At 75.8% G+C, this 22,481-nt stretch carries 22 protein-coding genes and 2 tRNA genes; 11 read left to right on the top strand and 13 right to left on the bottom strand.

What is annotated here, in order from left to right; translation table 11 throughout:
* Positions 1-893 (bottom strand): aminotransferase class V-fold PLP-dependent enzyme (locus ACH34T_RS43980; RefSeq protein WP_396026976.1); only part of this gene is annotated, 893 nt, incomplete at its 3' end.
* Between the two features lie 84 nt (positions 894-977).
* Between ACH34T_RS43980 and ACH34T_RS43975 the strand changes: the two genes are divergently transcribed.
* Positions 978-1,928, top strand: coding sequence for a LysR family transcriptional regulator (locus ACH34T_RS43975; protein WP_396026975.1), 951 nt, complete (start codon positions 978-980; stop codon positions 1,926-1,928).
* 286 nt (positions 1,929-2,214) lie between these two features.
* Here ACH34T_RS43975 and ACH34T_RS43970 read toward each other — a convergent pair whose 3' ends face one another.
* Complete coding sequence (locus ACH34T_RS43970) at positions 2,215-3,198, bottom strand: helix-turn-helix transcriptional regulator (RefSeq protein WP_396026974.1); 984 nt, start codon at positions 3,196-3,198, stop codon at positions 2,215-2,217.
* A gap of 146 nt (positions 3,199-3,344) precedes the next feature.
* Here ACH34T_RS43970 and ACH34T_RS43965 point away from each other — a divergent pair, with 146 nt between their 5' ends.
* The 3 genes from ACH34T_RS43965 to ACH34T_RS43955 all read left to right on the top strand — a co-directional run bounded on the left by ACH34T_RS43965 (position 3,345) and on the right by ACH34T_RS43955 (position 5,707).
* Entirely contained in the window at positions 3,345-3,866 is a 522-nt protein-coding gene (locus ACH34T_RS43965) for a pyridoxamine 5'-phosphate oxidase family protein (RefSeq protein WP_396026973.1), read from the top strand.
* A gap of 175 nt (positions 3,867-4,041) precedes the next feature.
* The gene (locus ACH34T_RS43960; RefSeq protein WP_396026972.1) at positions 4,042-4,887 is read left to right on the top strand and encodes a hypothetical protein; all 846 of its coding nucleotides are present in this window, start codon (positions 4,042-4,044) and stop codon (positions 4,885-4,887) included.
* Positions 4,888-4,915: 28 nt separating this feature from the next.
* On the top strand, positions 4,916-5,707 hold the full coding sequence (locus ACH34T_RS43955; RefSeq protein ID WP_396026971.1) for an SDR family NAD(P)-dependent oxidoreductase: 792 nt from the start codon (positions 4,916-4,918) through the stop codon (positions 5,705-5,707).
* 71 nt (positions 5,708-5,778) lie between these two features.
* Here ACH34T_RS43955 and ACH34T_RS43950 read toward each other — a convergent pair whose 3' ends face one another.
* Together ACH34T_RS43950 and ACH34T_RS43945 are read right to left on the bottom strand one after the other, a co-directional pair.
* A complete protein-coding gene (locus ACH34T_RS43950; protein ID WP_396026970.1) occupies positions 5,779-6,078 on the bottom strand; it encodes a 4a-hydroxytetrahydrobiopterin dehydratase in 300 nt (99 codons plus the stop codon).
* Positions 6,079-6,159: 81 nt separating this feature from the next.
* Positions 6,160-7,518 (bottom strand): hypothetical protein, encoded by a 1,359-nt coding sequence (locus ACH34T_RS43945; RefSeq protein WP_396026969.1) that lies wholly within the window; start codon positions 7,516-7,518, stop codon positions 6,160-6,162.
* 516 nt (positions 7,519-8,034) lie between these two features.
* On the opposite strand from ACH34T_RS43945, the gene rsgA reads away from it, so the two are divergent.
* Both rsgA and ACH34T_RS43935 read left to right on the top strand, forming a co-directional pair.
* Positions 8,035-9,135, top strand: a complete 1,101-nt coding sequence (gene rsgA, locus ACH34T_RS43940) for a ribosome small subunit-dependent GTPase A (RefSeq protein ID WP_396026968.1) — start codon at positions 8,035-8,037, stop codon at positions 9,133-9,135.
* Positions 9,135-9,665, top strand: a complete 531-nt coding sequence (locus tag ACH34T_RS43935; RefSeq protein WP_396026967.1) for a GNAT family N-acetyltransferase — start codon at positions 9,135-9,137, stop codon at positions 9,663-9,665. The genes rsgA and ACH34T_RS43935 overlap by 1 nt, the downstream gene beginning before the upstream one ends.
* A gap of 179 nt (positions 9,666-9,844) precedes the next feature.
* Here the strand turns inward: ACH34T_RS43935 and ACH34T_RS43930 are convergent, their stop codons facing one another.
* Positions 9,845-10,684: an ABC transporter permease gene (locus tag ACH34T_RS43930; protein ID WP_396026966.1), complete on the bottom strand. Its 840-nt coding sequence runs from the start codon at positions 10,682-10,684 to the stop codon at positions 9,845-9,847.
* Complete coding sequence (locus tag ACH34T_RS43925) at positions 10,681-11,736, bottom strand: ATP-binding cassette domain-containing protein (RefSeq protein ID WP_396026965.1); 1,056 nt, start codon at positions 11,734-11,736, stop codon at positions 10,681-10,683. Before ACH34T_RS43925 ends, ACH34T_RS43930 begins: the two co-directional genes overlap by 4 nt.
* A gap of 113 nt (positions 11,737-11,849) precedes the next feature.
* Here ACH34T_RS43925 and ACH34T_RS43920 point away from each other — a divergent pair, with 113 nt between their 5' ends.
* A complete protein-coding gene (locus ACH34T_RS43920; RefSeq protein WP_396026964.1) occupies positions 11,850-12,578 on the top strand; it encodes a TetR/AcrR family transcriptional regulator in 729 nt (242 codons plus the stop codon).
* A 187-nt stretch (positions 12,579-12,765) separates the two neighbouring features.
* On the opposite strand, the gene ACH34T_RS43915 is transcribed toward ACH34T_RS43920, so the two are convergent.
* The 3 genes from ACH34T_RS43915 to ACH34T_RS43905 form a co-directional block, all read right to left on the bottom strand.
* The gene (locus tag ACH34T_RS43915) at positions 12,766-13,041 is read right to left on the bottom strand and encodes a nuclear transport factor 2 family protein (RefSeq protein ID WP_396026963.1); all 276 of its coding nucleotides are present in this window, start codon (positions 13,039-13,041) and stop codon (positions 12,766-12,768) included.
* 60 nt (positions 13,042-13,101) lie between these two features.
* Positions 13,102-13,176, bottom strand: a tRNA-Arg gene (locus tag ACH34T_RS43910).
* Between the two features lie 39 nt (positions 13,177-13,215).
* Positions 13,216-13,288, bottom strand: a tRNA-Asp gene (locus ACH34T_RS43905).
* 404 nt (positions 13,289-13,692) lie between these two features.
* Here ACH34T_RS43905 and ACH34T_RS43900 point away from each other — a divergent pair.
* Positions 13,693-15,150 carry a benzaldehyde dehydrogenase gene (locus ACH34T_RS43900; RefSeq protein ID WP_396026962.1) on the top strand — a complete coding sequence of 486 codons (1,458 nt, stop codon included), beginning with the start codon at positions 13,693-13,695 and terminating at the stop codon, positions 15,148-15,150.
* A gap of 62 nt (positions 15,151-15,212) precedes the next feature.
* Here ACH34T_RS43900 and erm read toward each other — a convergent pair whose 3' ends face one another.
* Positions 15,213-16,022: an ErmE/ErmH/ErmO/ErmR family 23S rRNA (adenine(2058)-N(6))-methyltransferase gene (gene erm, locus ACH34T_RS43895; RefSeq protein WP_396026977.1), complete on the bottom strand. Its 810-nt coding sequence runs from the start codon at positions 16,020-16,022 to the stop codon at positions 15,213-15,215.
* A gap of 688 nt (positions 16,023-16,710) precedes the next feature.
* Between erm and ACH34T_RS43890 the strand changes: the two genes are divergently transcribed.
* Entirely contained in the window at positions 16,711-17,109 is a 399-nt protein-coding gene (locus tag ACH34T_RS43890; protein WP_396026961.1) for a hypothetical protein, read from the top strand.
* A gap of 49 nt (positions 17,110-17,158) precedes the next feature.
* On the opposite strand, the gene ACH34T_RS43885 is transcribed toward ACH34T_RS43890, so the two are convergent.
* The 3 genes from ACH34T_RS43885 to ACH34T_RS43875 all read right to left on the bottom strand — a co-directional run bounded on the left by ACH34T_RS43885 (position 17,159) and on the right by ACH34T_RS43875 (position 19,880).
* A complete protein-coding gene (locus tag ACH34T_RS43885; RefSeq protein ID WP_396026960.1) occupies positions 17,159-18,805 on the bottom strand; it encodes a DUF885 domain-containing protein in 1,647 nt (548 codons plus the stop codon).
* Between the two features lie 66 nt (positions 18,806-18,871).
* Complete coding sequence (locus tag ACH34T_RS43880; protein ID WP_396026959.1) at positions 18,872-19,558, bottom strand: LysE family translocator; 687 nt, start codon at positions 19,556-19,558, stop codon at positions 18,872-18,874.
* Between the two features lie 106 nt (positions 19,559-19,664).
* On the bottom strand, positions 19,665-19,880 hold the full coding sequence (locus ACH34T_RS43875; RefSeq protein ID WP_396026958.1) for a hypothetical protein: 216 nt from the start codon (positions 19,878-19,880) through the stop codon (positions 19,665-19,667).
* A gap of 852 nt (positions 19,881-20,732) precedes the next feature.
* Here ACH34T_RS43875 and ACH34T_RS43870 point away from each other — a divergent pair.
* Both ACH34T_RS43870 and ACH34T_RS43865 read left to right on the top strand, forming a co-directional pair.
* Positions 20,733-21,749 (top strand): AAA family ATPase, encoded by a 1,017-nt coding sequence (locus ACH34T_RS43870; RefSeq protein ID WP_396026957.1) that lies wholly within the window; start codon positions 20,733-20,735, stop codon positions 21,747-21,749.
* The coding region (locus tag ACH34T_RS43865) for a DUF58 domain-containing protein (RefSeq protein WP_396026956.1) at positions 21,746-22,481 on the top strand (736 nt) is incomplete at its 3' end. The genes ACH34T_RS43870 and ACH34T_RS43865, both read left to right, overlap by 4 nt.

Genomic DNA, 22,481 nt, shown 5'->3' with positions numbered 1-22,481 from the left:
CGGCGCGCCAGCGCCACGTCGTGGGCGTGGATCGCCTCGACGCCGACCCGTTCCAGCAGCTCCAGCGCGGGGGCGTGCCCGGCCCAGCACTGCCACGCCGGGGACAGGTCCAGCCGCCGCGCGTCCGCCGCCGCCCGGACCGGCAGCCCGTACACCGAGTCCCAGGCGTCGGCGCCGGAGTACCAGCCGGCGCCGATCGCGGGCAGCGCGTCCAGCGCCTCGCGGGTGCCGGTGAGGAAGCAGGTGCCGCGGGGGCCGAGCAGCCATTTGTAGCCCCCGCACACCAGCCAGTCCACGCGGGACGCGGGCAGCGGCAGCCACCCGGCGGCCTGGGTGGCGTCCAGCAGGATCCGGGCGCCGTGGGCGCGGGCGGCGCCGATGAGGTCGTCCATGGGCGCGATGCGCCCGTCGGCGGACTGCACCGCCGACACCGCGACCAGGTCGACGCCGCCGCGGACGTGGTCGGCGATCCGCTCCAGCGGGACGGACCGGACGGTCAGCCCGTCCCGCGCGGCGAACGGCCACAGCAGCGAGGTGAAGTCCCCGTCGGCGACCAGGACGGTCGCGCGGGCGGGCAGCGACGCGGCGACCAGCCCGACGAAGTAGGACACCTGCGGCCCGCACGCGACCCGTCCGGCGGGCACCCCGAGCAGGCGGGCGAACGCCTCCCGGGACCGGGTGACGGCCGCGTCCAGCGTCCTGGGCGCCAGCAGCCCGGCGGCGCGGTCGCGTTCGGCGGCGAGCATCGCCTCGTGCGCGGCGCGCGGCGGCAGCCCGTAGGTCGCGGTGTCGAGGTAGGCCGTGCGGAGGTGGCCGGCGTCGTGGCGGGCCGTGTCGTGGCGGGCGGGGCCGGTGCCGAACTCGCGCTGCGCGTCCCGGATGGAAAGGCTCATGCACCGATGGTCGGCCACCACCCGCCCATAGCACAAAGTACGGTTCTCTTGGCCGTACATAAGCGGCGTTGATACCTTGCGGGGATGCTGGACCTGCACCGGGGCCGGATCCTGCGGGAGGTGGCCCGGCTCGGCTCGATGACGGCCGCCGCGCGGTCCCTCGCCTGCACCCAGCCCGCGGTGTCGCACCACGTCGCGCGGCTGGAGGCGGAGGTCGGCACGCCGCTGGTGGTGCGGCACGGCCGGGGCGTGCGGCTGACGGAGGCGGGCCGGGTCCTGGTGGAGCACGTCGAGGACGTCCTGGCCCGCATGGACGACGCCGAGGAGCGGATCGCGGCGATCGCGGGGCTGCGCGCCGGGCGGGTGCGGGTGGCGGCGTTCCCGACCGCGGCGGGCGGGCTGCTGCCCGACGCGCTGGCGCGGCTGCGGGACCGCGCGCCGGGCGTGTCGGTCACGCTGACCGACGCCGGGCCGCCCGAGGCGCTCGGCCTGCTGCGCGCGGGCGACACCGACGTCGCGGTGGTGTTCCGCCACGAGTACCTGCCGCCCGGCACCGACGCCCGGTTCCGCGAGGTGGCGCTGTGCGTCGATCCGCTGCGGCTGCTCGTCCCGGCCGCGCATCCGCTCGCGGCGGCCGCCGCGCCGCGGCTGGCGGACCTGGCCGGGGAGAGGTGGGCGTCGGGGTGCGCGCGCTGCCGGGACCATCTGCGGTGGGCGTGCGGCGAGGCCGGGTTCGTCCCCGACATCGCCTACGCCACCGAGGACCACGTCGCGGTCCAGCGGCTGGTCGCGCGGGGTCTGGCGGTCGCCGCGCTTCCGGCGCTGGCGCTGGCGCTGCACGCCGAGCCCGGGGTCGCGGCCCCGGCCGTGCCGGGGGTGGGCCGGCGGCGCATCACCGCGCTAGTCCCGGCCGGTCCGCGTCCGCCCGCGGTCGCGGCCCTGCTGAAGGAGCTCACCGCCGCCGCCGCGAAGATCGCGTCCGCCGGCCCCGCTCCGCCGGACGGGCCTGGGGCAGGTGACGGCGCCGGTCGGTGAGGACGGCCTCGGCCAGGCCGGCCAACCGATCGTCTCCGAACCGGACGGACGGGCTCTGCAGCGCGACGGCCTCGACCATCCGCCCGCCGCCGTCGCGGACTGGCGCGGCTATCGCGCGGCCCCGGTCGGGCGCTCCTCGTCGTCGACGCCCTGGACGCCGTCGCGGACGCGGCCGCTTCCTGCCCGCCTGGCACGGCATCTCCGGCGGTTCCCGGCTGCGCGGCGTGGACGCGCTCGTCCAGACGCAGGTCGGCGTTCAGCCCTGGGGCGTCCAGCCCGATCCGGGTCAGCGGGCGGGGGTGCCGGGCGGCGGGTGTTCGGGGGGCGGGGGCCCGGCGGTGGCGCGGGTCAGGCGGGCGGCCATCGCGGCGAGGCGGGCGGTGAGCTCGGGCGGGCCCTCGACGTCGAAGTCCAGGTCGAGGTAGGCGACGCGCAGCGCCGTCCATTCCAGGGAATCGGGGGCGGTGCGCAGCACGCAGGTGCGGTCGTCGACCGGTTCGACCTCCGCGCCGGTCACGCGGAACCGGTCGGCGAGCTCGGTGGCGGAGGCGTGCACGGTCAGCACGGCCCGCCGCAGGGGACGCGACCGCGCCAGCGACCGGGTGACGAACGCGGCGGCGTCGGCGGCGGGCGGTTCGCGCGGCGGGCACCTGACGCCGGTGGGGCGGGGGCCGGTGATCCGGTCGGCGCGGAACGTCCGCCAGCCGTCCCGCCCGGTGTCGAACGCGACCAGGTACCAGCGGCGACCGGCCGAGACCAGCCCGTACGGCTCGACCAGGCGGCCGGTGTCGCGGTAGGCGAACCGGACCCGTTCGCGGTCGCGGCACGCCGCGGCCAGGACGGTGAGGGTCTCGGGGTCGACGGCCGGCCCGGCGGGCGGGCCGGACAGCGGGGCCGTGGCGGCGTACAGCGCGGTGACGCGGCGCCGCAGCCGGGACGGCAGGACCTGCTCCAGCTTGGCCAGCGCCCGCACCGACGCCTCCCCCATGCCCTCGACCGCTCCCCCGGCGGCGGCGCGCAGCCCCACGGCGATCGCGACGGCCTCCTCGTCGTCCAGCAGCAGCGGCGGCATCGCCGTCCCGGCCTCCAGCGCGTACCCGCCGGCGGCGCCGGGCGTGGCGTGCACGGGGTAGCCGAGGCCGCGCAGCCGCTCGACGTCGCGGCGGACGGTGCGGACGCTGACGCCGAGCCGCTCGCCCAGCTCGGGGCCCGGCCACGCGCGCCGGGCCTGCAGCAGGGACAGCAGCCGCAGCAGCCGTGCCGAAGACATGACCCCAGTATGAGCGGCAATGAGGACAGCAGCTGACCGCGTAGCGGACGGCGCGGCCGCGTGCGGCGGCGATGAGTTCGGCAGCCGCGCACGGTCTGCATGTGCGAACGTGCAGCCGACGAGGACACGACGCAAGGAGGACGACGATGACCGACCGTGAGCCCGCAGAGGCCCGCAATCTCGACATCTACGGCGGCGGGGAGCTGGCGTGGGACACCGTCCGCGACGCGCTGACGGCGGCGCTGCCGAAGATGGAGACGGCGGTGTTCCTCGGCACGGCCCGCCCCGACGGCCGCCCGCACGCGGCGGGCGTCGGCGCGCAGTGGTACGAGGGCGACCTGTACTTCACCAGCGGGCCCGGCACCCGCAAGTCCCGCGACCTGGCGGCGAACCCGGCGTGCACGTTCTCGGTCCGGACGGCGATCGCGGACGTCGTGCTGGAGGGCGAGGCGCGGCGCGTCACCGACCCGGGCGTGCTGGAGCCGATCGCGGCCGGGTACCGGGAGGGCGGCTGGCCGGCGCAGGTGGACGGCGACGCGCTGACCGCGCCGTTCAGCGCGCAGAGCGCGGGCCCGCCGCCCTGGCACGTGTACCGGTTCACCTTCCACACTGTCGTCGCGGTCGGCACGTCCGAGCCGTTCGGCGCGACCCGCTGGCGCTTCGCCTGACCCGTGACCCGCCGGCGCTTGGCACGACCCGCTGGCGCTTGGCACGATCCACCGGGTCTTCGCCTGATCGGCGGCGGATGACGCCCGTCGTCCATGGGCGGTGCCGACTTTGGTCTATCGGGCGTGGCCGTTCGGGCGATTCCCGGGCGTGCGGGCGGCCCGGAGACTGGGCGGCATGACTGGGGGTATCTCGCTGAGCGGCGCGCCCGCGGGCCGCTGGACGCTCGTCCACGACGGCCGCCGCCTGGAGATCGAGACCGGACGTTCCGGGTGGAACCGGTTCGCGCGCCTGTTCGCGGACGGCGACCCGGCCGGGGAGGCCTCGACGGACTGGCTGACGGTGACGCTGCCGTACGGGGAGGGCAGCGTCGCCGTCGTGTTCGACGCGCTGGGGTTCGTCGACGGGCAGGCGGCGCGCTGCGAACTGTCCCCGCCGTCCCCCGCCGGGACCGGCGCGCAGGGCACCGGCACGGACGAGGGCACCGCCGCCGGGCAGGACACCGAAGCCGGGAATGGCGGCGAAGCGGCGGAGGGCGGTGAGCCGGAGAAGGTCGCGTTCGAGCCCGCCGAGGGGACGCGGGCGGCCAGGCGGGAGGCGCTGGCGCGGGCGCATCCGACCCTGTACGCCTCGCGGCACGTGGCGGCGGCCGTGGGCCGGGTGGTGTTCCCGCTGCTGGGTCTGGGCGTGCTGGTGAGGGTGCTGCTGCGGTGGATCCCGCGGCCGGACGTGCCGTTCCCGGACGTCGACGCGCCGTCCGTCCCGTGGCCCGACGTGTCCTGGCCGGATCTTCCGGATCTTCCGGACGTGTCGGCGCCGCCGTGGCTGGCGGTGGTCCTGGCGACCGCCAAGTTCTGGGCGCCGATCCTGATCGCGGCGGGCGTGACGGCGCGTGAGGCGCGGCGCCGCAAGCGGGCGGCGGCGGCCCGCGGCGACGACCCGCCCGCCGCAGCGCCACCCGACCGGAGGCCGTCGGGTGATCGGAGGCCGTCGCCCGGGGGGCGGGGCGCGGGCGGCGGGTGACGCGGACGGCCCCGTACACTCTGCGATCATGAAAGGTCGCCGGTCATCCGTCCCGTACCTGTCGGAGCTGTTCTCGCTGGAGGGCCGGGTCGCGGTGGTGACGGGCGGCAGCTCGGGCATCGGCCGGGCGATCGCCGAGGCGCTGGGGCGGGCGGGCGCGGCGGTGGTGGTCGTGGCGCGGCGGGAGGCGGAGCTGGCGGCGACGGTCCGCGAGCTGGAGGGGCACGGCTGCCGGGCCGCGGCGGTCAGCGCGGACCTGGGTTCGCGGGCGGGCGTCGCGGCGGCGGCCGAGGGCGCGGCGGCGGCGTTCGGGGAGCCGGACGTCCTGGTGAACGCGGCGGCGGTCAACCTGCGGCCGCCGATGGACGAGCTCGGCGAGGACGTCTGGGACACCACGATGGCGGTGAACCTGGACGCGCCGTTCCTGCTCGGGCAGCGGTTCGGGCCCGGGATGGCGGGGCGCGGCTTCGGGCGGCTGATCCACATCGCCTCGCAGCAGGCGTTCCGGGCGTCGGTGACCAGCGGCGCCTACGGGGTGTCCAAGGCGGGTCTGGTGGCGCTGGCGCGGTCGCAGGCCGAGGCGTGGTCGGGCCGCGGCGTCACCGCGAACACGCTGGTGCCGGGGTTCGTGATGACGCCGCTGAACGCGCGGCTGTCGGCGGACCCGGCGCAGGTGCGGGCGCTGGCCGAGCGGACGATGACGGGCCGCAACGGCCTGCCGGTGGACTTCGCGGGCGCGGCGGTGTTCCTGGCGTCGGCGTCGGCCGGCTACGTCACCGGCCAGTCGATCTTCGTGGACGGCGGCTTCTCCGCGCACTAGCCGCGGGTCGCGGCGGCCTCAGCCACCCACCCGGCCCAGGCCCCCCGCCGGGGCCGGCCTGGGCGGCGGCGTCAGGCGGCGCCGTGCCGGGCCGCGATCTCGTCGATGGTCGCGGCGAGGTCGAAGTCCTTGCCGGTGAGGCCGCCGGCGCTGTGGGTGGACAGCGTGAACGTCAGGGTGCGCCAGCGGATGTCGATGTCGGGATGGTGGTCGGCGTCCTCGGCGGCGCGGGCGACGTCGGTCACCACGTCGATCCCGGCCGGGAACGAGGGCGCGGTGACCTGGCGGCGGATCGCGTCGCCGTCGCGGGTCCAGGCGGGCAGGGCGCGCAGCCGGTCGGCGACCGCGGTGTCGTCGAGCGTGTCGGCCATCGGGATTCCCTCCGTGTTCGTCGGCGACGGCGTCCTTTCTCCTTCGAGTACATCATGTCGCCGTCCGCCCGGCGGGCCGGGTCAGGGCGCGGCGTCCCGGGGCGCGGTGTGCGCGGCGTCCTCCTCCGCCTCCTCCGCGCCCTGCGCGGTGAGCTCCCCCGCGACCGCCTCGGCGACCTGCGCGGTGACCTGAGCGGTGGTTTCGGCGGTGGCTTCGGCCCACACGTCGCCGGCGGGGGCCACGGTCGCCTCGACGACGACGGCCGCCGCGGGTGCGGAGGCCGGGGCGGGGGCGGGGCGGGTGGCGGTGGTCCAGGTGGTCTTGGCGACGTCCACGACGACGTCGCGGGAGACGTCGACGATGAGGCCGCGCAGGGTGTCCTTCATGGCGAGTTTGAGGGCGTCGCGGATCAGTTCGCGCAGGACGGCCTCGATCGCGGCGGCGGTCGCGCGTGTGGCGGCGCGCAGGGCCAGGTCGCGGGCGGTGCGGGCGAACGCGCTGCCGGCGGCGGCGGTGAGCAGGTCCCCGGCGGTGCGGGCGGCGCCGGCGAGGGGGGCCAGGTCGGCGTCCAGGCCGGTCTCGCGGGCGGCCTGCCCGGCGGTGCGGCGGGCGCGGTCGCGCAGCGCGGCGGCCAGGTCGCGGGCGGTCTGCTCGGCGGTCTCGCGGACGACGCGGGCGACGACGTCCCGGCCGGCGATCATCGCGGCGTCGACGGCGGCGTCGGCGACGGTGTCGATCGCGGCGTCCACGACGGCCCTGGTCGCGGCCTGCACGACGGGGGCGGACACGGTCGCGGTGACGGTGCGTCCCGCGACGTCGCGGGCGGTGGCGGTGGCGGCGCGGGCCAGCGGGTTGCCCGCGGCCAGGCGGCGCGCGGCGGCGGTGACGGGGTGCCGTGCGGCCTGCCGCCCGGCCTGCTCGGCGAGGATCATGGCGGTGGTGGCGGCCTCGAACGCGCCGGCGGTGGCGGGGTTGGCCGCGGCCGCGGCGCGGGCCTCGGTGACGGCCCGCTCGGCCGCCGCGGTGGCGGCCTTGACGGCGGCGTCGCGGGCGGCCTGTTCGACGGCCTTCATCGCGGGCGTCCCCGACACCTGCTCCAGGATGCGGGTCGCGGCGAGCGCGGCGGCGTCGCGGGCGGCGGCGGCGACGGGCTCACCGGCGGTGGCGGCCATCCGCGCGGCGGACGCGGCGGCGGGCGCCAGGCCGTCCCAGATCTGTTCGAGGCGTTCGGCGGCGGCCTGGTCGGCGCGCCCGGCCCGCTCGGTGAGCCCGGCCCGTTCGTCGAGCCCAGTTCGTTCGTCGAGTCCAGTTCGTTCGTCGAGTCCAGTTCGTTCGTCGAGTTCGGCTCGTTCGGTGAGCTCGGTCCCGGGACGGTCGGTGGTGCCCGGCTCCGCGCGTTCCTGGTCGCCGTCCACGGTGTCGTTGTCGTCCACGGCCACGCCCCCTCCTCGCGATCCGCCCCACAAATCACCATAACTTCTGAACTGGGCCGCCGGTTCCGGTCGATGCCCCGGGATTCGCCCGCCGAGCTGCGCGGAGGACGGTCAGCGGGCGCAGAACGGTCAGCGGACGCGGAATCGGCGGGAGCGGGGGCGGCGAGGGCTGCGGGGGTCTGCGGGGGCGGGCCGGTCGGCGGGGCCGGTGAGCGTGGTGGACATGGCCCCGATCGTGCGGGCGGCGTCCGCGCCGCAGCCTCCCCGCCGCGGCCGATACCGCTCCCCCGCGCAAGGGAACGCCCGCGCCCGGCGGAAAATCCGGTTGGCCGGGGCCGTCCCGCGGCGGTAGAGTCGCGGCCGGACCTGTGAGGAGGTGTGGACGTATGGCCGTCGTTGCGGTGGCTGCTGCCCGCAGCATTCAGCCCGTCCTCATTTCCCGGGCCGCCGGCTGACCCGTTTCCGCATCGTCTGTTGCGGCGCGTCCGTGCCGGGGCCCCTTCACGCGAAGGTTCCATTACATTGTCTTCCGCTTCAGCGGGGTCGTCGCCGCTGGCCGCCTACGGCTGGGACACGACCCTGGAGAACGAGTTCACCTCTCATCGCGCCGCGGGGCTGATCCCCGCGCGCGTGGCCGCGGTCGACCGCGGCCTGTGCGACGCGGTCGCCGAGACCGGCCCGCTGCGGGCCTCCGCCGTCCCCGTCCCCGTCCCCTCCCCTGATGATCCGGCGTCGGTGGCGGCGCCGTGCACGGGCGACTGGGCGGCGGTCCGCCCGGACGGCCCGGACGGGCGCCCGGCCGTGGCGGCGCTGCTGCCGCGCCGCACCGCGATCGTGCGGTCGTCGGCGTCGCGGGACTCGCGCGGCCAGGTGCTGGCCGCCAACGTCGACACCGTCGCGATCGCGGTGTCGCTGGCCGCCCGCCCGTCCCTGGGCCGGGTGGAGCGGCTGCTGGCGCTGGCCTGGGAGAGCGGCGCGCTGCCGGTCGTGGTGCTGACCAAGTCCGACCAGGCGTCCGGCGCCGCCGAGGCGCTGGCCGAGACGGCGGCGGCCGCGCCGGGCGTGGACGTGGTGGCGTGCAGCGCCGCGACCGGCGACGGCGTGGACGCCGTCCGCGCCGTCCTGGCCGGGACGGTGGTGCTGATCGGGCCGTCGGGCGCGGGCAAGTCCACGCTCGGGAACGCGCTGCTGGGCGCGGAGGTCCTGGCCACCGGCGCGGTCCGGGAGCAGGACGGCAAGGGCAGGCACACCACCGTCCGGCGGGAGCTGCTGCCGCTGCCGGGCGGCGGCGTCCTGATCGACACGCCGGGGCTGCGCGGCATCGGCCTGGTCGAGGCGTCCGAGGGCCTGGAGCGCACGTTCGCCGACATCGAGGAGCTGGCCGACCGGTGCCGGTTCGGCGACTGCGCGCACCGCACCGAGCCGGGCTGCGCCGTGCTCGCCGCGGTCGAGGACGGGACGCTGCCGCGCCGCCGCTTCGACAGCTACCGCAAGCTGCTGCGCGAGAACGAGTGGGCGGCCTCGCGCACCGACGCGCGGCTGCGCGCCGAGCGGCGGAACCGGTGGAAGTCGGTCACGTTGGAGCAACGCCGCCGCTACAAGGAGCAGGGGCGGGACCGGTGATGTGGACGACCAGACGGGAGACGGCGGGCGACCGGAACGCGGTGCGCGCGGTGGTCGAGGCGGCGTTCCCGACGGCCGCCGAGGCGGACCTGGTGGACGCGCTGCGCGCGGACCCGGCGTGGGTGCCGGAGCTGTCGATGGTCGCCGAGTCCCCGGACGGACGCGTCGCCGGGTACGCGCTGGCGACGCGATGCCGTGTCGGCGGCGGCCCGGCCGCGGAGTCGGGGGCGCTGGCGCTGGCGCCGGTGGCCGTGCAGCCGCAGTGGCAGCGGCGCGGCGCGGGCGGCGCGGCGGTCCGGGCGGTCCTCGCCGCGGCGGCCGGGCGCGCGGCGGCGGGCCGGGGCGAGCGGCTGGTGGTGGTGCTCGGGCATCCGGAGTACTACCCGCGGTTCGGGTTCGCGCGGGCGTCGTCGCTGGGCGTCGGCGTGGCGTTCGAGGTGCCGGACGAGGCGCTGATGGCGCTGGTGCTGGACGGGCCGGGCCCGGTCCCGTCCGGGACGGTCGCCTACCCGGCCCCGTTCGGCGTATGACCCGCCGCGCGTAGCCGCCGCTGGTGAGGGGGGCGGGGGCGCGGCCCGCGGGGCCCGGTCGTGCGCCGGGCCCGGGGCCGCGTCCCCGCGTCCTGCCTGCGGCGAAACGTCCCGCCCGCGTCCCCGCTCGCGCGGTGCGGCGCGCGGGGGTCTGCGCTGTGGCGGCGGCGCGGCTGGGGTCAGCGGCCGCGGCGCTGGTAGGTGCGCACCGACAGCGGGACGAAGACCGCCAGCAGCAGCGCCGCCCAGCCGAGCGTGGCGGCGACGGGGTGCGCGAGCGGCCAGGCCAGGTCGGCTCCTGGCCCGGCGGCGGGCGCGCCGGGGTTGCCGAACAGGTCGCGGCAGGCGGCGGTGAGGGCGCTGACGGGGTTCCAGTCGGCGATGACCTGCAGCACGGTCGGCATCCCGCCGGTCGGGACGAACGAGTTGGACAGCATGGTGACGGGGAACACCAGCGGGATGAGCTGGTCGGCGGTCTGCTCGTTCTTCACCACCAGCCCGAGGTAGCACCCGGCCCAGCTCAGCGCGTACCGCATCAGCGCCAGCAGCGCGAACGCCTCCACGGTGGCCCACACGCCGCCGTGGGCGCGCCAGCCGACCAGGAGCCCGGCCGCGGCCATGATCGCCGTGCCGAGGACCCCGTTGAGGATCTCGGCGCCGGTCTGCCCGAACGGGACGGCGGAGCGGGCGACGGGCATGGACCGGAACCGGTCCATGACGCCGCGGGAGGCGTCGGTGGCCACGCGCAGCGTGACGGCCATGGTGCCGGTGAAGGTGACCATCGCGAACAGGCCGGGCATGAGGTACTCGCGGTAGTTGCCGCCGCCGGGCACGGCGATGGCGCTGCCGAACACGTACCCGAACAGCACCACCATCGTCGCGGGGAAGATCAGCGCGGCGACGAGCTCGCCGGGTTCCTGGCGGAGGCGGCCGAGTTCGCGTCCGATGAGGGTGAGGCCGTCGGTGAACGTCCAGCGCAGCCGGTCGGCGCGGGACGCGGGCGCGGTGAGCGCGGTCATCGGACGGTCTCCTTCGCGGGCTCCTCGGGTGTCCCGGGGCCCTCCGCGGTCCCGCCGGGCCGGTCGTCTTGCCCGTCGGCGCGGCCTTGCCCGGCGGTCGCGTCGGGGTCGGCGGTCGTGGTGGGGCCGCCGGTGAGGCGCAGGAACACCTCGTCGAGGGTGGGGCGGCGCAGCGCGACGTCGGCGGGGGCGACGCCGGCGCGGTCCAGTTCGCGGACGACGTCGGCGAGCCGGACGGTCCCGGCGGCCAGCGGGACCGACAGGCGGCCGCCGTCCAGGGCCGGGTAGGCGCCGGCGAGGCGGTGCAGGACGCCGGCGGCGCCGCCGGCCGCGGCGGGGTCGTCCAGGACGACGTCGAGGCGGTCGCCGATGGAGGCCTTGAGCCGGTCGGGGGGCCCGGTGGCGATGACGCGGCCGTGGTCGACGACGGCGATGTCGTCGGCGAGGCGGTCGGCCTCGTCCAGGTACTGGGTGGTGAGCAGGACGGTGGTGCCGTCGGCGGCGAGCTCGCGGACGGCGTCCCAGATCTCGCCGCGGCTGCGGGGGTCCAGGCCGGTGGTGGGCTCGTCCAGGAACAGCACCTGGGGCCGCAGGAGGAGGCTGGTGATCAGGTCGAGGCGGCGGCGCATCCCGCCGGAGTAGCCGGCGACCTGCCGGTCGGCGGCGTCGGCGAGCCCGAACCGGTCCAGCAGCTCGTCGGCGCGGCGGCGGGCGTCGCGGCGGGACAGGTGGTAGAGGCGGCCGAACAGGCGCAGGTTGCCGCGACCGGTGAGCTTCTCGTCGACGGCGGCGTACTGCCCGGCCAGCCCGATCCGCTCCCGGACCCGGTCGGGGTGGCGGGCGACGTCGTGGCCGGCGATGCGGGCGCGGCCGGAGTCGGCGTCGGCGAGGGTCGCCAGGATCCGCACGGCGGTGGTCTTGCCCGCGCCGTTGGGGCCGAGGACCCCGCAGACGGTCCCGGCGGGGACGGCGAGGTCGAGGCCGTCGAGGGCCTGGGTGTCGCCGAAGCGCTTGCGCAGCGCCTCGGCGACGACGATCGGTTCGTCGGTCACGAGGGCCTCCACGGCTATCTGGGTACGATGTACGCAACTGATGGACGGCAGCGTAAACAACTGGGTACGTCGTACGCAACTAGGATGCTCGGAAGGCGAGGCGAGGAGGTCCGGTGACAGGCGGCGACTTCGTGAGCATCTGGTCGGTCCCCGAGCGGCCCGAGCGGCAGGGACGCGGCCCGCGCCCCGCCTACAGCCGCGCCCAGATCACCGAGGCCGCGATCCGGATCGCCGACGCCGACGGGCTCGACGCCGCGTCCATGCGCCGCATCGCCGCCGACCTCGGCACCGGCGCGATGTCGCTGTACCGCTACGTCCCCTCCCGCGACAACCTGCTGGACCTGATGGCCGACCACGTCCTGACCGAGATGGGCGTCCCCGCCCGCCCGTCGGGCGACTGGCGCGCCGACCTGACGCTGCTGGCCGAGCGGACCCGCGCGGTGTGGAAGCGGCACCCCTGGCTGGCGAGCATGCACCGGCCGCGCGCCGTCCCGGGCCCCAACCGGCTGCGGCTGACGGAGTTCGCGTTCGGCGCCCTGGACGTCGGCATCCCCATCGACGTGATGTTCACCCTGGTGGACATGCTGAGCGGCTACGTCGAGCGGGTCGTGCGCGGCGAGATCGAGTGGGCGCGCGAGAGCGAGCGCAGCGGGATGACGCCCGAGCGGTGGATGATGCAGAGCGGCCCCTACGTCCGCGAGCTGCTGGCGACCGGCGAGTACCCGATGTTCGAGCGGATCGTCATCGACGCGCGGCTGCCGCACATGACGCCCGACGAGCAGTTCCGCTACGGCCTGGACCGCGTCCTGGACTGCATCGCCGCCGTCCTGCCGCCCCCCTGACCCCTCCCCCGCCCTCGCCCCTCGGCCGCCGTCAGGTCATGCGCACCGGGGCACCATCACCGAATCACCGAGGCCCGCCGCGCGGCCGGGACCCCTCCCACCCCCGCCCCGCCTGGCCGCGGCCGAGCGGTTCACCTTTCGCGACCGCGGTCCCGGGACGGCCCGCCGGTCAGGGGCTGTGCGGGGTTCACCCGCCGAGGGGCGTCCGCCGCAGGACGACCTCGCGGCGGGCGATCCGCCAGCCCGCGTCGGCGCGCACGACGGTGTCCCGGTAGGTCACGCTCGCGCAGGTGCCGTCGGCGTTGACGCCGATCCCCTTGGATCGGGCACTGACCCGGTCCCCGTCGACCGCGGCCAGGACGACGTTGGTGACGTGGTGCCCGACGGGATTGCCGTCGCCGAGCTCCCGCGCCGCCCGCGACGTCGCGCTGGACGAGATCGCGCGCCGCGCCGGCGTCGGCAACGCGACCCTCTCCCGGCATTTCCCCTTTTGCGGGGCTATTTTGGCTCTGGCTCGATCGGGTGGTCTCCCCGGCAGGGATCGAACCTGCGCTTCCGGCTTCGGAGGCCGGTGCTCTGTCCGCTGAGCTACGGGGAGCGGGACCCCGCCCCCAGGGTGACGGCGGGGGCGGGGCGGCGACCCCGGCGGGATTCGAACCCACGGCGTCCGGCGTGACAGGCCGGTGCTCTGACCGCTGAGCTACGAGGTCGTGAACGTCGAGGACGGGACCGGCGGGCGGCGGAGACGAAAGAAGGGCCGCTCTTCCGGGTGGGGAAGGCGGCCGCCGCGCGGGAGACGCGGATCGTCAGGGGGCCGCCGGCCCGGTGGCGCGGGCCCGCGCCCGGGCCCGGTCGCGATCGCGGCGTCGGCGCGTCATGACCGCTCCCCTCCGGTGGCCGGGGGCCGCCGGGCGTTCCGGCGTCCACGTGATCTCCAGGGTGCCCGGCCGCCCGCCCCGGCCGCAACGGGTTTTCCCGCGGGCCGCCGCCGCGGACCCTTCCACTGAGTGGAACGATGAAGTTCCCGCGCACGTCCGGCATGGCGAGGGTGGAATCTGGGGATCTGCGTGCGTGCGCGGGTCCGTGCGCACGACCCCGCAAGCGAGGAGGAGCCATGACGTTGCTCGACCCCGGCGTCTGGACCGGGAAGATCTTCGACGGCGCCTGGACGACCGCCGCCGGCGGCACCTACGACACCACCGAGCCCGCGACCGGCGCCACCCTCGGCACCCTCGGCCAGGCCGCCGCCTCCGACGTCCGGCGTGCCGCCGAGACCGCCGCCGCCGCGCAGCGTGACTGGGCCGCCCGCACTTACGAGGAACGCGGCGCGGTGCTGCGCCGCGCCGGGCGGCTGTTCGAGGACCACGCCGCCGAGATCCAGGACTGGATCGTCCGGGAGGCCGGGTCGATCCCGCCCAAGGCGGAGCTGGAGGCGCACTTCGCGGCGAGCCTGTGCTACGAGTCGGCGGCGCTGGCCTCCCACCCGCAGGGGCTGGTCCTGCCGTCGGCGCAGCCCAGGTGGAGCCTGGCGCGGCGCCGCCCCGCCGGGGTCGTCAGCGTGATCGCGCCGTTCAACTTCCCGCTCATCCTGTCGATGCGGTCGGTCGCGCCGGCGCTCGCGCTCGGCAACGCCGTCCTGCTCAAGCCCGACCCGCGCACCGCGGTGTGCGGCGGCGTCACCGTCGCGCGGATCTTCCAGGAGGCCGGGCTCCCCGAAGGCCTGCTGCACCTGCTGCCCGGCGGCCGCGAGGCCGGCGAGGCGGTCGTGGCGGCGCCGGAGGTGCGGGTGGTGTCGTTCACCGGCTCCACCGCCGCCGGACGCAAGATCGGCGAAGTGTGCGGGCGGCTCCTCAAACGCGCCCACCTGGAGCTCGGCGGCAACAACGCGCTGATCGTCCTGCCCGGCGCGAAGGTCGCCGACGCGGTGTCGGCGGGCGCGTGGGGCGCGTTCCTGCACCAGGGGCAGATCTGCATGACGTCCGGGCGGCACCTGGTCCACGAGAGCCTGCACGAGGAGTACGTCGCCGCCCTGGCCGACAAGGCCGACAAGCTCCCCGTCGGCAACCCCGCGACCGGGCCCGTCGCGCTCGGCCCCATCATCGACGAGGGGCAGCTCGCCCACGTCGACGAGCTGGTCCGCGGCACCGTCGCGGCCGGCGCGCGCCTCGCCGCCGGCGGCACCCACGAGGGCCTGTTCTACCGCCCGACCGTCCTGGCCGAGGTCACCCCCGACATGCCCGCCTACGCCCAGGAGGTGTTCGGGCCCGTCGCGCCGGTGGTGCCGTTCACCACCACCGAGGAGGCGATCGCGCTGGCGGCGGCCAGCGAGTACGGGCTGTCGCTGGGCGTCCTCGGCGACGTGGGGCAGGCCATGCGGATCGCCGACGCCGTCCCGACCGGGCTGGTCCACATCAACGACCAGACCGTCAACGACGAGCCCGTCGTCCCGTTCGGCGGCCTCGCCGCGTCCGGGAACGGGTCGCGGTTCGGCGGTCCCGACGCCAACATCGAGGCGTTCACCGAGACGCAGTGGGTCACGGTCCGCGACCAGATCGCCACCTACCCGTTCTGACGCCCTCCCCGCCGCCGCCCGCGAGGGGGGCGGGGGGGCGGGGGCGGGCGGGTCAGGGCCGGTCAGGGCGTGTCGTGGCCGTGCAGGACGCGCACCAGCACCACCCACTGATCGGGATGGACGAACGCGACGACGGCGTCCCGCGGCACCCCCGCCGCGCGCAGCGCCGCGTCCACCCGCGCCCGCGGATACGCCCGGCGCAGCGACGCGCGCAGCGTGCCGCCCACCCCGCCGAACCCCAGGTCCACGCACCGGACGTAGTCGCCCATCGCCTCCGGCGGCAGCAGCGGCCGCGCACGGCGGTCCAGGCGCAGCACGGCCGAGTCCACGCGCGGGACGGGACGGAACCGGTCGGCGGGAATGCGGGCGCCCAGCCGCCAGGAGAACACCGGCCACGTCCGCACCGTCAGGCGGCTCCACCGCCCGTAGCCGCCGGTGCGCTTGCGCGCGTACTCCGCCTGCGTCACCAGCGTCGCCGACGCCAGGCCCGGCGCGTCCAGCGCCCACGCCACGATCCGGGACGTCACCGCGTAGGGGATGTTCCCCGCCAGGTGGAACGGGCCGCGCGGCGGACGCGCGGACAGGAAGTCACCGGTCACACAGCGGACGTTCGGCAGGTCGCGGCAGCGCTCCGCCAGCCGCCGCGCCATCGCCGGATCTACCTCGTAGGCGATCACGGAGCGGGCGCGGCCGGCCAGCGCGGCGGTGACACGGCCGTCGCCCGCGCCCGCCTCCACGACCAGGCCGCCCGGCCCGTCGCCGACCGCGCGGGCGAAGCGGGCGATCACGCCGGGATCGGCGATGAAGTTCTGCGACAGCTCCCGCCGCGCACGCCCCCGCGCCGCGCCCCGGGCCGCGCGCGAGCCTCCCACGCCCCGTGAGCCGCGTGCGTTCTGGGAGCTGTCGGTGTTTCGGGTGTTGCCAGCGTCAGCGCTGCTGTTTCTGGTGTTGTTGGTGTTGCGGGTGTTGTTGGTGTTGCGGGGCCTTGGGGTCACGGTGGGTGTCCTCGGCTTGCGGCCTCGGCGGGCCGGTCAGGACGGGCCGCACCCATGGCTCACCCCGGACCAGCGCGCAGCGACAGGACGCGCAGCGCGTGACCGGTGCCCGGAGGGCCCGCCCGAAATGGTCGGCGGACGCTCGAAGGCCCTGGACACCGCAGGCGGAAGACGCGCGGGCGGAAGACACCGCGAATCGGGTAGCGCTCAGCGGACGCGCGACACGCGTCCGTCAACGGCGGCGGGCGGCCGGGACAACGCCGGGCGGCCCCGCCGGAAGGTCAGGCGCCGATGCGCACTGGGCGGTCCAGGGCGGGGCGACGCTCGCGCGGCCGGACGTACGCGGCCACGGAGACGACCACCCGGGCCGCGCTCTTCGTCGTACCTGACATGGGCGCCATCGTAGCGCCGGGGTCCGCGTCCGTCCCAAAAGGTTTTCCGGCCCGGACCGTGACCCGACCTTAAAGCTCGTTCGCCATTCCGTTTATCCCGCTTGACGTGGGTAATCACAAACCCACAACCCCCGGAAACCGGAACCCCGCGCCGAGGTCGAGGAGGCCAGATCGTGTACAGGACGCACGAGATGCGGTTGGTCCGGATCGAGGAGTCCGGGCTGGAGGAATGGGCCTGCCCCACCTGCGGCCGCCGGATGCTGCTGCGCTGGCCGCCGCACTACCGGAAACAGGTCGTCGAACCCGGCGACGAACGCGCCTGCCACGTCGGCAGCTCCGCCGACACGACCGACCCCGCCGAACCCATCGAACCCGCCGAACCCGTCGCCGCGCCCGCGGGCGCACCGGACGACACCCAGGAGGCCGCACCGAGAAACGCGCCCGGCCCGCCGGACGAAGTGATCGAACGGCGATGGCGCAACACCCGCCGCTGGCTCCGCGAGACCGCCGTCGACGCACGCCCCTCCTCGCGGCCCGCCCGCACCCGCCTCGGCCCGTCCGAACCCGTCTGAACGACGCCGAACCCGTCTGACCCGAGCCGCTGACCCACGCCGCGGCGCGTCAGGAGCGGGCCAGCTCGGCGCGCAGCAGGTCCAGGCCCATCGGCCCCAGATCCAGGGCCCGGCGATGGAACTCCTTCAGGTCGAACGCCGCGCCGTCCCGCCGCCGCGCCGCCTCCCGCGCCTCCAGCCAGATCTTCTCCCCCAGCTTGTAGGCGATCGCCTGCCCCGGACGCCCCAGATACCGGTCGATCTCGAACGCCACCGCCGAATCCGGATCAGGGCCCTTGTGCGCCCGCAGGAACTCGAACCCCAGCTCCGGCGTCCACCGCTCCCCCTCGTGGAACCCCGACCCGGCCGGGATCTCCAGCTCCAGATGCATCCCGATGTCCAGGATCACCCGCGCCGCGCGGAACTGCTGACCGCCCGCCAGCATCCCCAGCCGGTGCGCCGGATCCCGGTAGTGACCCAGCTCGTCCATCAACCGCTCCGCGTACAGCCCCCACCCCTCGCAATGCCCCGGATGCAGCTCGCTCGACACCCGCTGGAACCGGTTCAGCACCGGGTTCAACGTCGTCACGCCCAACTGCAGATGATGGCCCGGCGCGCCCTCGTGGAACATCGTCGACGGCACCGTCCACGTCACGATGTCGCCGGACGGGTCCTCCACCGTCCACCACACCGTCCCCGGACGCGACAGGTCCTCCGCCGGCGCCAGATAGTAGATCCCCGACTCCACCGGCGGGATCCGGCAGTCGATCCGCCGCAACGCCTCCGGAATGTCGAAATGCACCCCGTCCAGATCGGCGATCGCCCGGTCCGCCAGCTCCTGGATCCACTTGCGGAACGACTCCGCGCCCGTGATCCGGTGCGCCGGATCGGCGTCCAGCGCCGCCAGCACCGCCGGCAGCGGCTCACCCGGCAGGATCCGCGCCGCCTCGTCCGCCATCTCCGCCTGGATCCGCGCCAGCTCCTCCCACCCCCACGCGTACGTCTCCTCAAGATCCAGATCCGTGCCGAGGAAGTCCCGCACCCCCAGCCGGTACCGGTCCGCGCCCAGCGCGTCCCGCTCCGGCGCCCGCCCCGCCAGCTCCCCGGTCAGGAACCCCGCGAACTCCACCAGCGCCGCCGACGCCGCCCGCACCGCCGCGTCCAGCCCCCCGCGCAGCGGCCCGTCCCCGTACCGCCCCGCCAACTCCGCCAGATACGCCGGGACGTCCCGGCACTCCCGCGCGTTCCGGACGACCTGCCGCCGCGCCGCCACCCGCCCCCGTGCACACGCCCGCTCCAACGACACCCGCAACCCCGCCAACGCCCCCGGCAGCGCCCCCACCCGCGAACGGACCGACTCCCAATCCGTCTCCGCGCCCTGATCCAGCAACTCCACCGACATCATGATCCGCTGGACGGGCCCGTCGATGGTGTCCAGGGCCCCCTCCACGACCCCCGCGTCGTCCAGCGCCACCGCCACGTCCAGCCGCTCCCGCAGCATCGCCGCCGCGACCCGCCCCGTGTCCCCCACCACCGGCGTCCGCGCCAGCTCCGCCAGCGTCCGCCGCGTCAGCTCCGCGCGCGCCTGCGTCGCCTCAGGACCGTAGTCGGTCAGCCGCGCGTCCTGCCCGGCGATCCCCATCAAGGCCGCAAGACACGGGTCAAGCGCGGCGAACTCGTCCACATACCGGTCTGCGAGGTCATCCAGTGCGGTCACCGCCCCAGGCTACGACCACCCACCCCCAAAGGGCGATCATGAAAATGTGCCAAAGCGGCGGCCCCGTCAACGTGTTTCGGCCGCCAGCCGCACACCCAGGCCCACCAGCACCACCCCCGACACCTGGTCCAGCCGGCGCCGCACCGTAGGACGCTCCAGCACCCGCCTCGCCGCCCCCACCAGCCACACCACCACCGCGTACCACACCAGATCGATCAACGCCCACAGCACCGAGAACCCCACCAGCACCACCGGAACCGGCCACCCCTCCGGCACGAACTGCGGCAGAAAGGAAACCGCGAACACCCCCGCTTTCGGATTGGCGAAATTCGTCACCAGACCCAACCGGTAACACCGCCACCCCGAAAAGCCGCCACCCGCCGCCCCGTCCGCGCCCTCCTGCGCCGCCCCGCTCCCCTCCACCGCGGCCGCCCCCACAGCACCGCCCAAGCCGCCCCCGCCACCAGCGCGCCGCGCCTGCCACAGCGCACGGACCCCGAACCACACCAGCACCACCGCACCCACCACACGCAACCCGTCATACGCCAGCCGCGACGCCGCCAGCAGCGCCGACAACCCCACCGCCGCCGCCACACCCCACGCCAGCACCCCGGTCTCGTTCCCCAGCACCGTCGCCAGCCCCGCACGCCGCCCCGACCGCATCGACTGACGCATGATCACGACCGTGCTCGGCCCCGGCGCCATCGCGATCAACATCGCCGCACCCGCAAAAGCGATCAGACTCTCCAGCATCCCCCCATGCTGACCACCCCCGCCCCCCGCCGCAAACCCTTTCCCACCGGACCGCCCCCGCCTTCACAGCAGAGGCCCACGGCGAACGGTCACCTCGGGCGGACGATCACCCGGGACGGACGATCACAGCGGCGGGCCGTCCTCCCCGCCGCCCGACGACGGCGACGGACCAGGAGTCGTCGGCGCCGGAGTCGACGGCGCACGCGACGGAGACGGAGCCGGAGAAGGCGACGACGGCGTCGACGGCGGACGCGACGGCTGCGGAAACGTCGGAGTCGGCTCCGGCGGCGGAGGCGGCGGCTCCTTCGCCTCCGGCTGACACGCGAACAACACCCCCATCAGCAAAGCCAGCACCAGCAACCCCGCCGCCAGCCCCAACACCGTCCCCACCAGACTCCGCTCCGGCGGACGCTCCAGCACCGGAACCGGCCCCACCGCACCCGGCGGCGGCCCCGGACGCTCCAACGCCGGCTCCGCCGACCCCAGCCAATACGGCTGGAACTGCGGCCCACGCCGCCGCCCACCCCACCACGAACGACCCGGCCCCTGAAACACCACCGGCTCCAGAAACCGCTCCGCACCCGCACGATCCGCCTCATACGACGTCGCCACCCACGGCGCCGGCCCGTCCGGCTGCGCCGCCACCACCGGCGCCGGATCACCCCGCCCCACCACCTCGGAACCCAGCCCCGAACCCGCCCCGGGACCAGACCGGCCCCTTCCAGGACCCGACCCACGGCCCGGCACGGCCGCGTTGATCGCCGCACGGAACCGATCCCGCGCCGCCGCGTCCCCCGCCGCACCACGGTTCAACACCGCCACACTCGCGCGCCGACCCTCGCCGTCCACCCCCAGGAACACGATCCCGGCCGCGGACTCCGACAAACGAGCCGACAAACGAAACGGCCCCAACCGATCAGGATCACCCGGTGGCAACGGCCTCGACATGGCCGCAACACTAACAACCACGCCCTGCCACCGCCCCAAACGACCGACCGGCACGCCCGGACACCACCCCCACACGCCCTCGACACCCCGGCACGCCCCGAAACTCCAGCACGCCCCGAACCGATCACCCGCGCCACGCACGTATCCCCAACTAACGGGTACAAGCGATCGCGTAGGGTCGAAAGGCGCCCAGCCCGGCACCCAAGGGACAGTGAGGGAATCCCACATGACCATCGCCGCCACCGACGTCGACGAGGCCGCCGCCCTCCTGCAGACCACCCTCGCCGAAGTCAAAAAGGTCATCGTCGGCCAGGACCACATGGTCGAACGCATGATCGTCGCGCTCCTCGCCCGCGGCCACTGCCTCGTCGAAGGCGTCCCCGGCGTCGCCAAGACCCTCGCCGTCGACACCCTCGCCCACGTCGTCGGCGGCACCTTCGCCCGCCTCCAGTTCACCCCCGACCTCGTCCCCTCCGACATCGTCGGCACCCGCATCTACCACCCCTCCACCGAACAGTTCGACGTCGAACTCGGCCCCGTCTTCGTCAACTTCGTCCTCGCCGACGAGATCAACCGCGCCCCCGCCAAAGTCCAGTCCGCCCTCCTGGAGGTCATGGCCGAAGGCCAGGTCTCCCTCGGCGGCAACACCTACCCCCTCCCCACCCCCTTCATCGTCCTCGCCACCCAGAACCCCATCGAGTCCGAAGGCGTCTACCCCCTCCCCGAAGCCCAGCGCGACCGCTTCCTCATGAAGATCGACGTCCACCACCCCGCCGCCCACGAGGAACTCCAGATCCTCCAGCGCATGAGCGTCGACCCGCCCGAAGCCACCCAGATCCTCGACACCGGACGCCTCGCCGGACTCCAGCGCGCCGCCGAAGAGGTCTCCGTCCACGAACTCATCGCCGACTACATCGTCCGGCTCGTCATGGCCACCCGCGAACCCGACCAGTACCGCATCCCCGACCTGCGCGGCGTCATCGAGATCGGCGCCAGCCCCCGCGCCACCCTCGGACTCGCCGCCACCGCCCGCGCCCTCGCCCTGCTCTCCGGACGCGACTACGTCCTGCCCGACGACGTCCGCGCCGTCGCCCGCGACGTCATCGCCCACCGCCTCGTCCTCACCTTCGACGCCCTCGCCGACGGCGTCGACGCCGCCGACGTCGTCACCCAGATCCTCACCGCCGTCCCCCCGCCCCGCGTCGTGTGGAACCACGGATCGGCCGCGGTGACCACCGCATGACCGCCCGGCGCCGGCGCAGCGGCAAGATCGCCCACCTCGCCCCCGAACGCACCCTGCGCCGCCTCGAACTCCAGGTCACCCGCCGCCTCGACGGCCTCCTCAACGGCGAACACCTCGGCCTGCTCCCCGGCCCCGGCACCGAACTCGCCGAAGCCCGCCTCTACCAGCCGGGCGAGGACGACGTCCGCCACATGGACTGGGCCGTCACCGCCCGCACCACCACCCCCCACGTCCGCGACCTCATCGCCGACCACGAACTCGAAGCCTGGGCCCTCGTCGACCTCACCCCCAGCATGGACTTCGGCACCGCCGCCATGACCAAACGCGACCTCGCCGTCGCCGCCCTCGCCGCCGTCGGCTTCCTCACCGTCCGCCTCGGCGACCGCGCCGGCGCCTACCTCCTGCACACCGACGGCATGCGCCGCTGGCCCGCCCGCACCGGCAAAGCCGCCCTCTACGCCCTTCTCCAAGCCGCACTCGACGCCCAATCCGTCCACGACGGCGCCCCCCGCACCGCCCCCGCCCCCGGCCCCGGACGAGCACGGACCGGCACCGGCCCCCAACGCGACCGCACCACCGACCTGGCCACCGCCATCGGCTCCCTCGACCGCGGCCAGACCCGCCGCGGCCTCCGCGTCGTCATCTCCGACTTCCTCGAACCCGACGCCGCCACCACCACCGGCCGCACCCCCCCCCCCCACGACCCCGCCCCCCCCCCCCCGCCCCCCAGGG

The sequence above is a fragment of the Actinomadura sp. 9N215 genome, assembly GCF_044326345.1.
Classification (GTDB): Bacteria; Actinomycetota; Actinomycetes; order Streptosporangiales; family Streptosporangiaceae; genus Spirillospora.
Note: the sequence above shows the minus strand (reverse complement) of the source record. Positions and strands in the feature narration are given on the sequence as shown.

What these genes read in the sequence shown, in the direction of transcription:
- ACH34T_RS43960 (WP_396026972.1), top strand. Translation starts at nt 4,042, where the DNA reads ATGACTGGGGGTATCTCGCTGAGCGGCGCGCCCGCGGGCCGCTGGACG.
- ACH34T_RS43970 (WP_396026974.1), bottom strand. Translation starts at nt 3,198, where the DNA reads ATGTCTTCGGCACGGCTGCTGCGGCTGCTGTCCCTGCTGCAGGCCCGG.
- ACH34T_RS43870 (WP_396026957.1), top strand. Translation starts at nt 20,733, where the DNA reads ATGACCATCGCCGCCACCGACGTCGACGAGGCCGCCGCCCTCCTGCAG.
- ACH34T_RS43955 (WP_396026971.1), top strand. Translation starts at nt 4,916, where the DNA reads ATGAAAGGTCGCCGGTCATCCGTCCCGTACCTGTCGGAGCTGTTCTCG.
- ACH34T_RS43950 (WP_396026970.1), bottom strand. Translation starts at nt 6,078, where the DNA reads ATGGCCGACACGCTCGACGACACCGCGGTCGCCGACCGGCTGCGCGCC.
- ACH34T_RS43930 (WP_396026966.1), bottom strand. Translation starts at nt 10,684, where the DNA reads ATGACCGCGCTCACCGCGCCCGCGTCCCGCGCCGACCGGCTGCGCTGG.
- ACH34T_RS43935 (WP_396026967.1), top strand. Translation starts at nt 9,135, where the DNA reads ATGTGGACGACCAGACGGGAGACGGCGGGCGACCGGAACGCGGTGCGC.
- ACH34T_RS43965 (WP_396026973.1), top strand. Translation starts at nt 3,345, where the DNA reads ATGACCGACCGTGAGCCCGCAGAGGCCCGCAATCTCGACATCTACGGC.
- ACH34T_RS43900 (WP_396026962.1), top strand. Translation starts at nt 13,693, where the DNA reads ATGACGTTGCTCGACCCCGGCGTCTGGACCGGGAAGATCTTCGACGGC.
- ACH34T_RS43880 (WP_396026959.1), bottom strand. Translation starts at nt 19,558, where the DNA reads ATGCTGGAGAGTCTGATCGCTTTTGCGGGTGCGGCGATGTTGATCGCG.
- ACH34T_RS43975 (WP_396026975.1), top strand. Translation starts at nt 978, where the DNA reads ATGCTGGACCTGCACCGGGGCCGGATCCTGCGGGAGGTGGCCCGGCTC.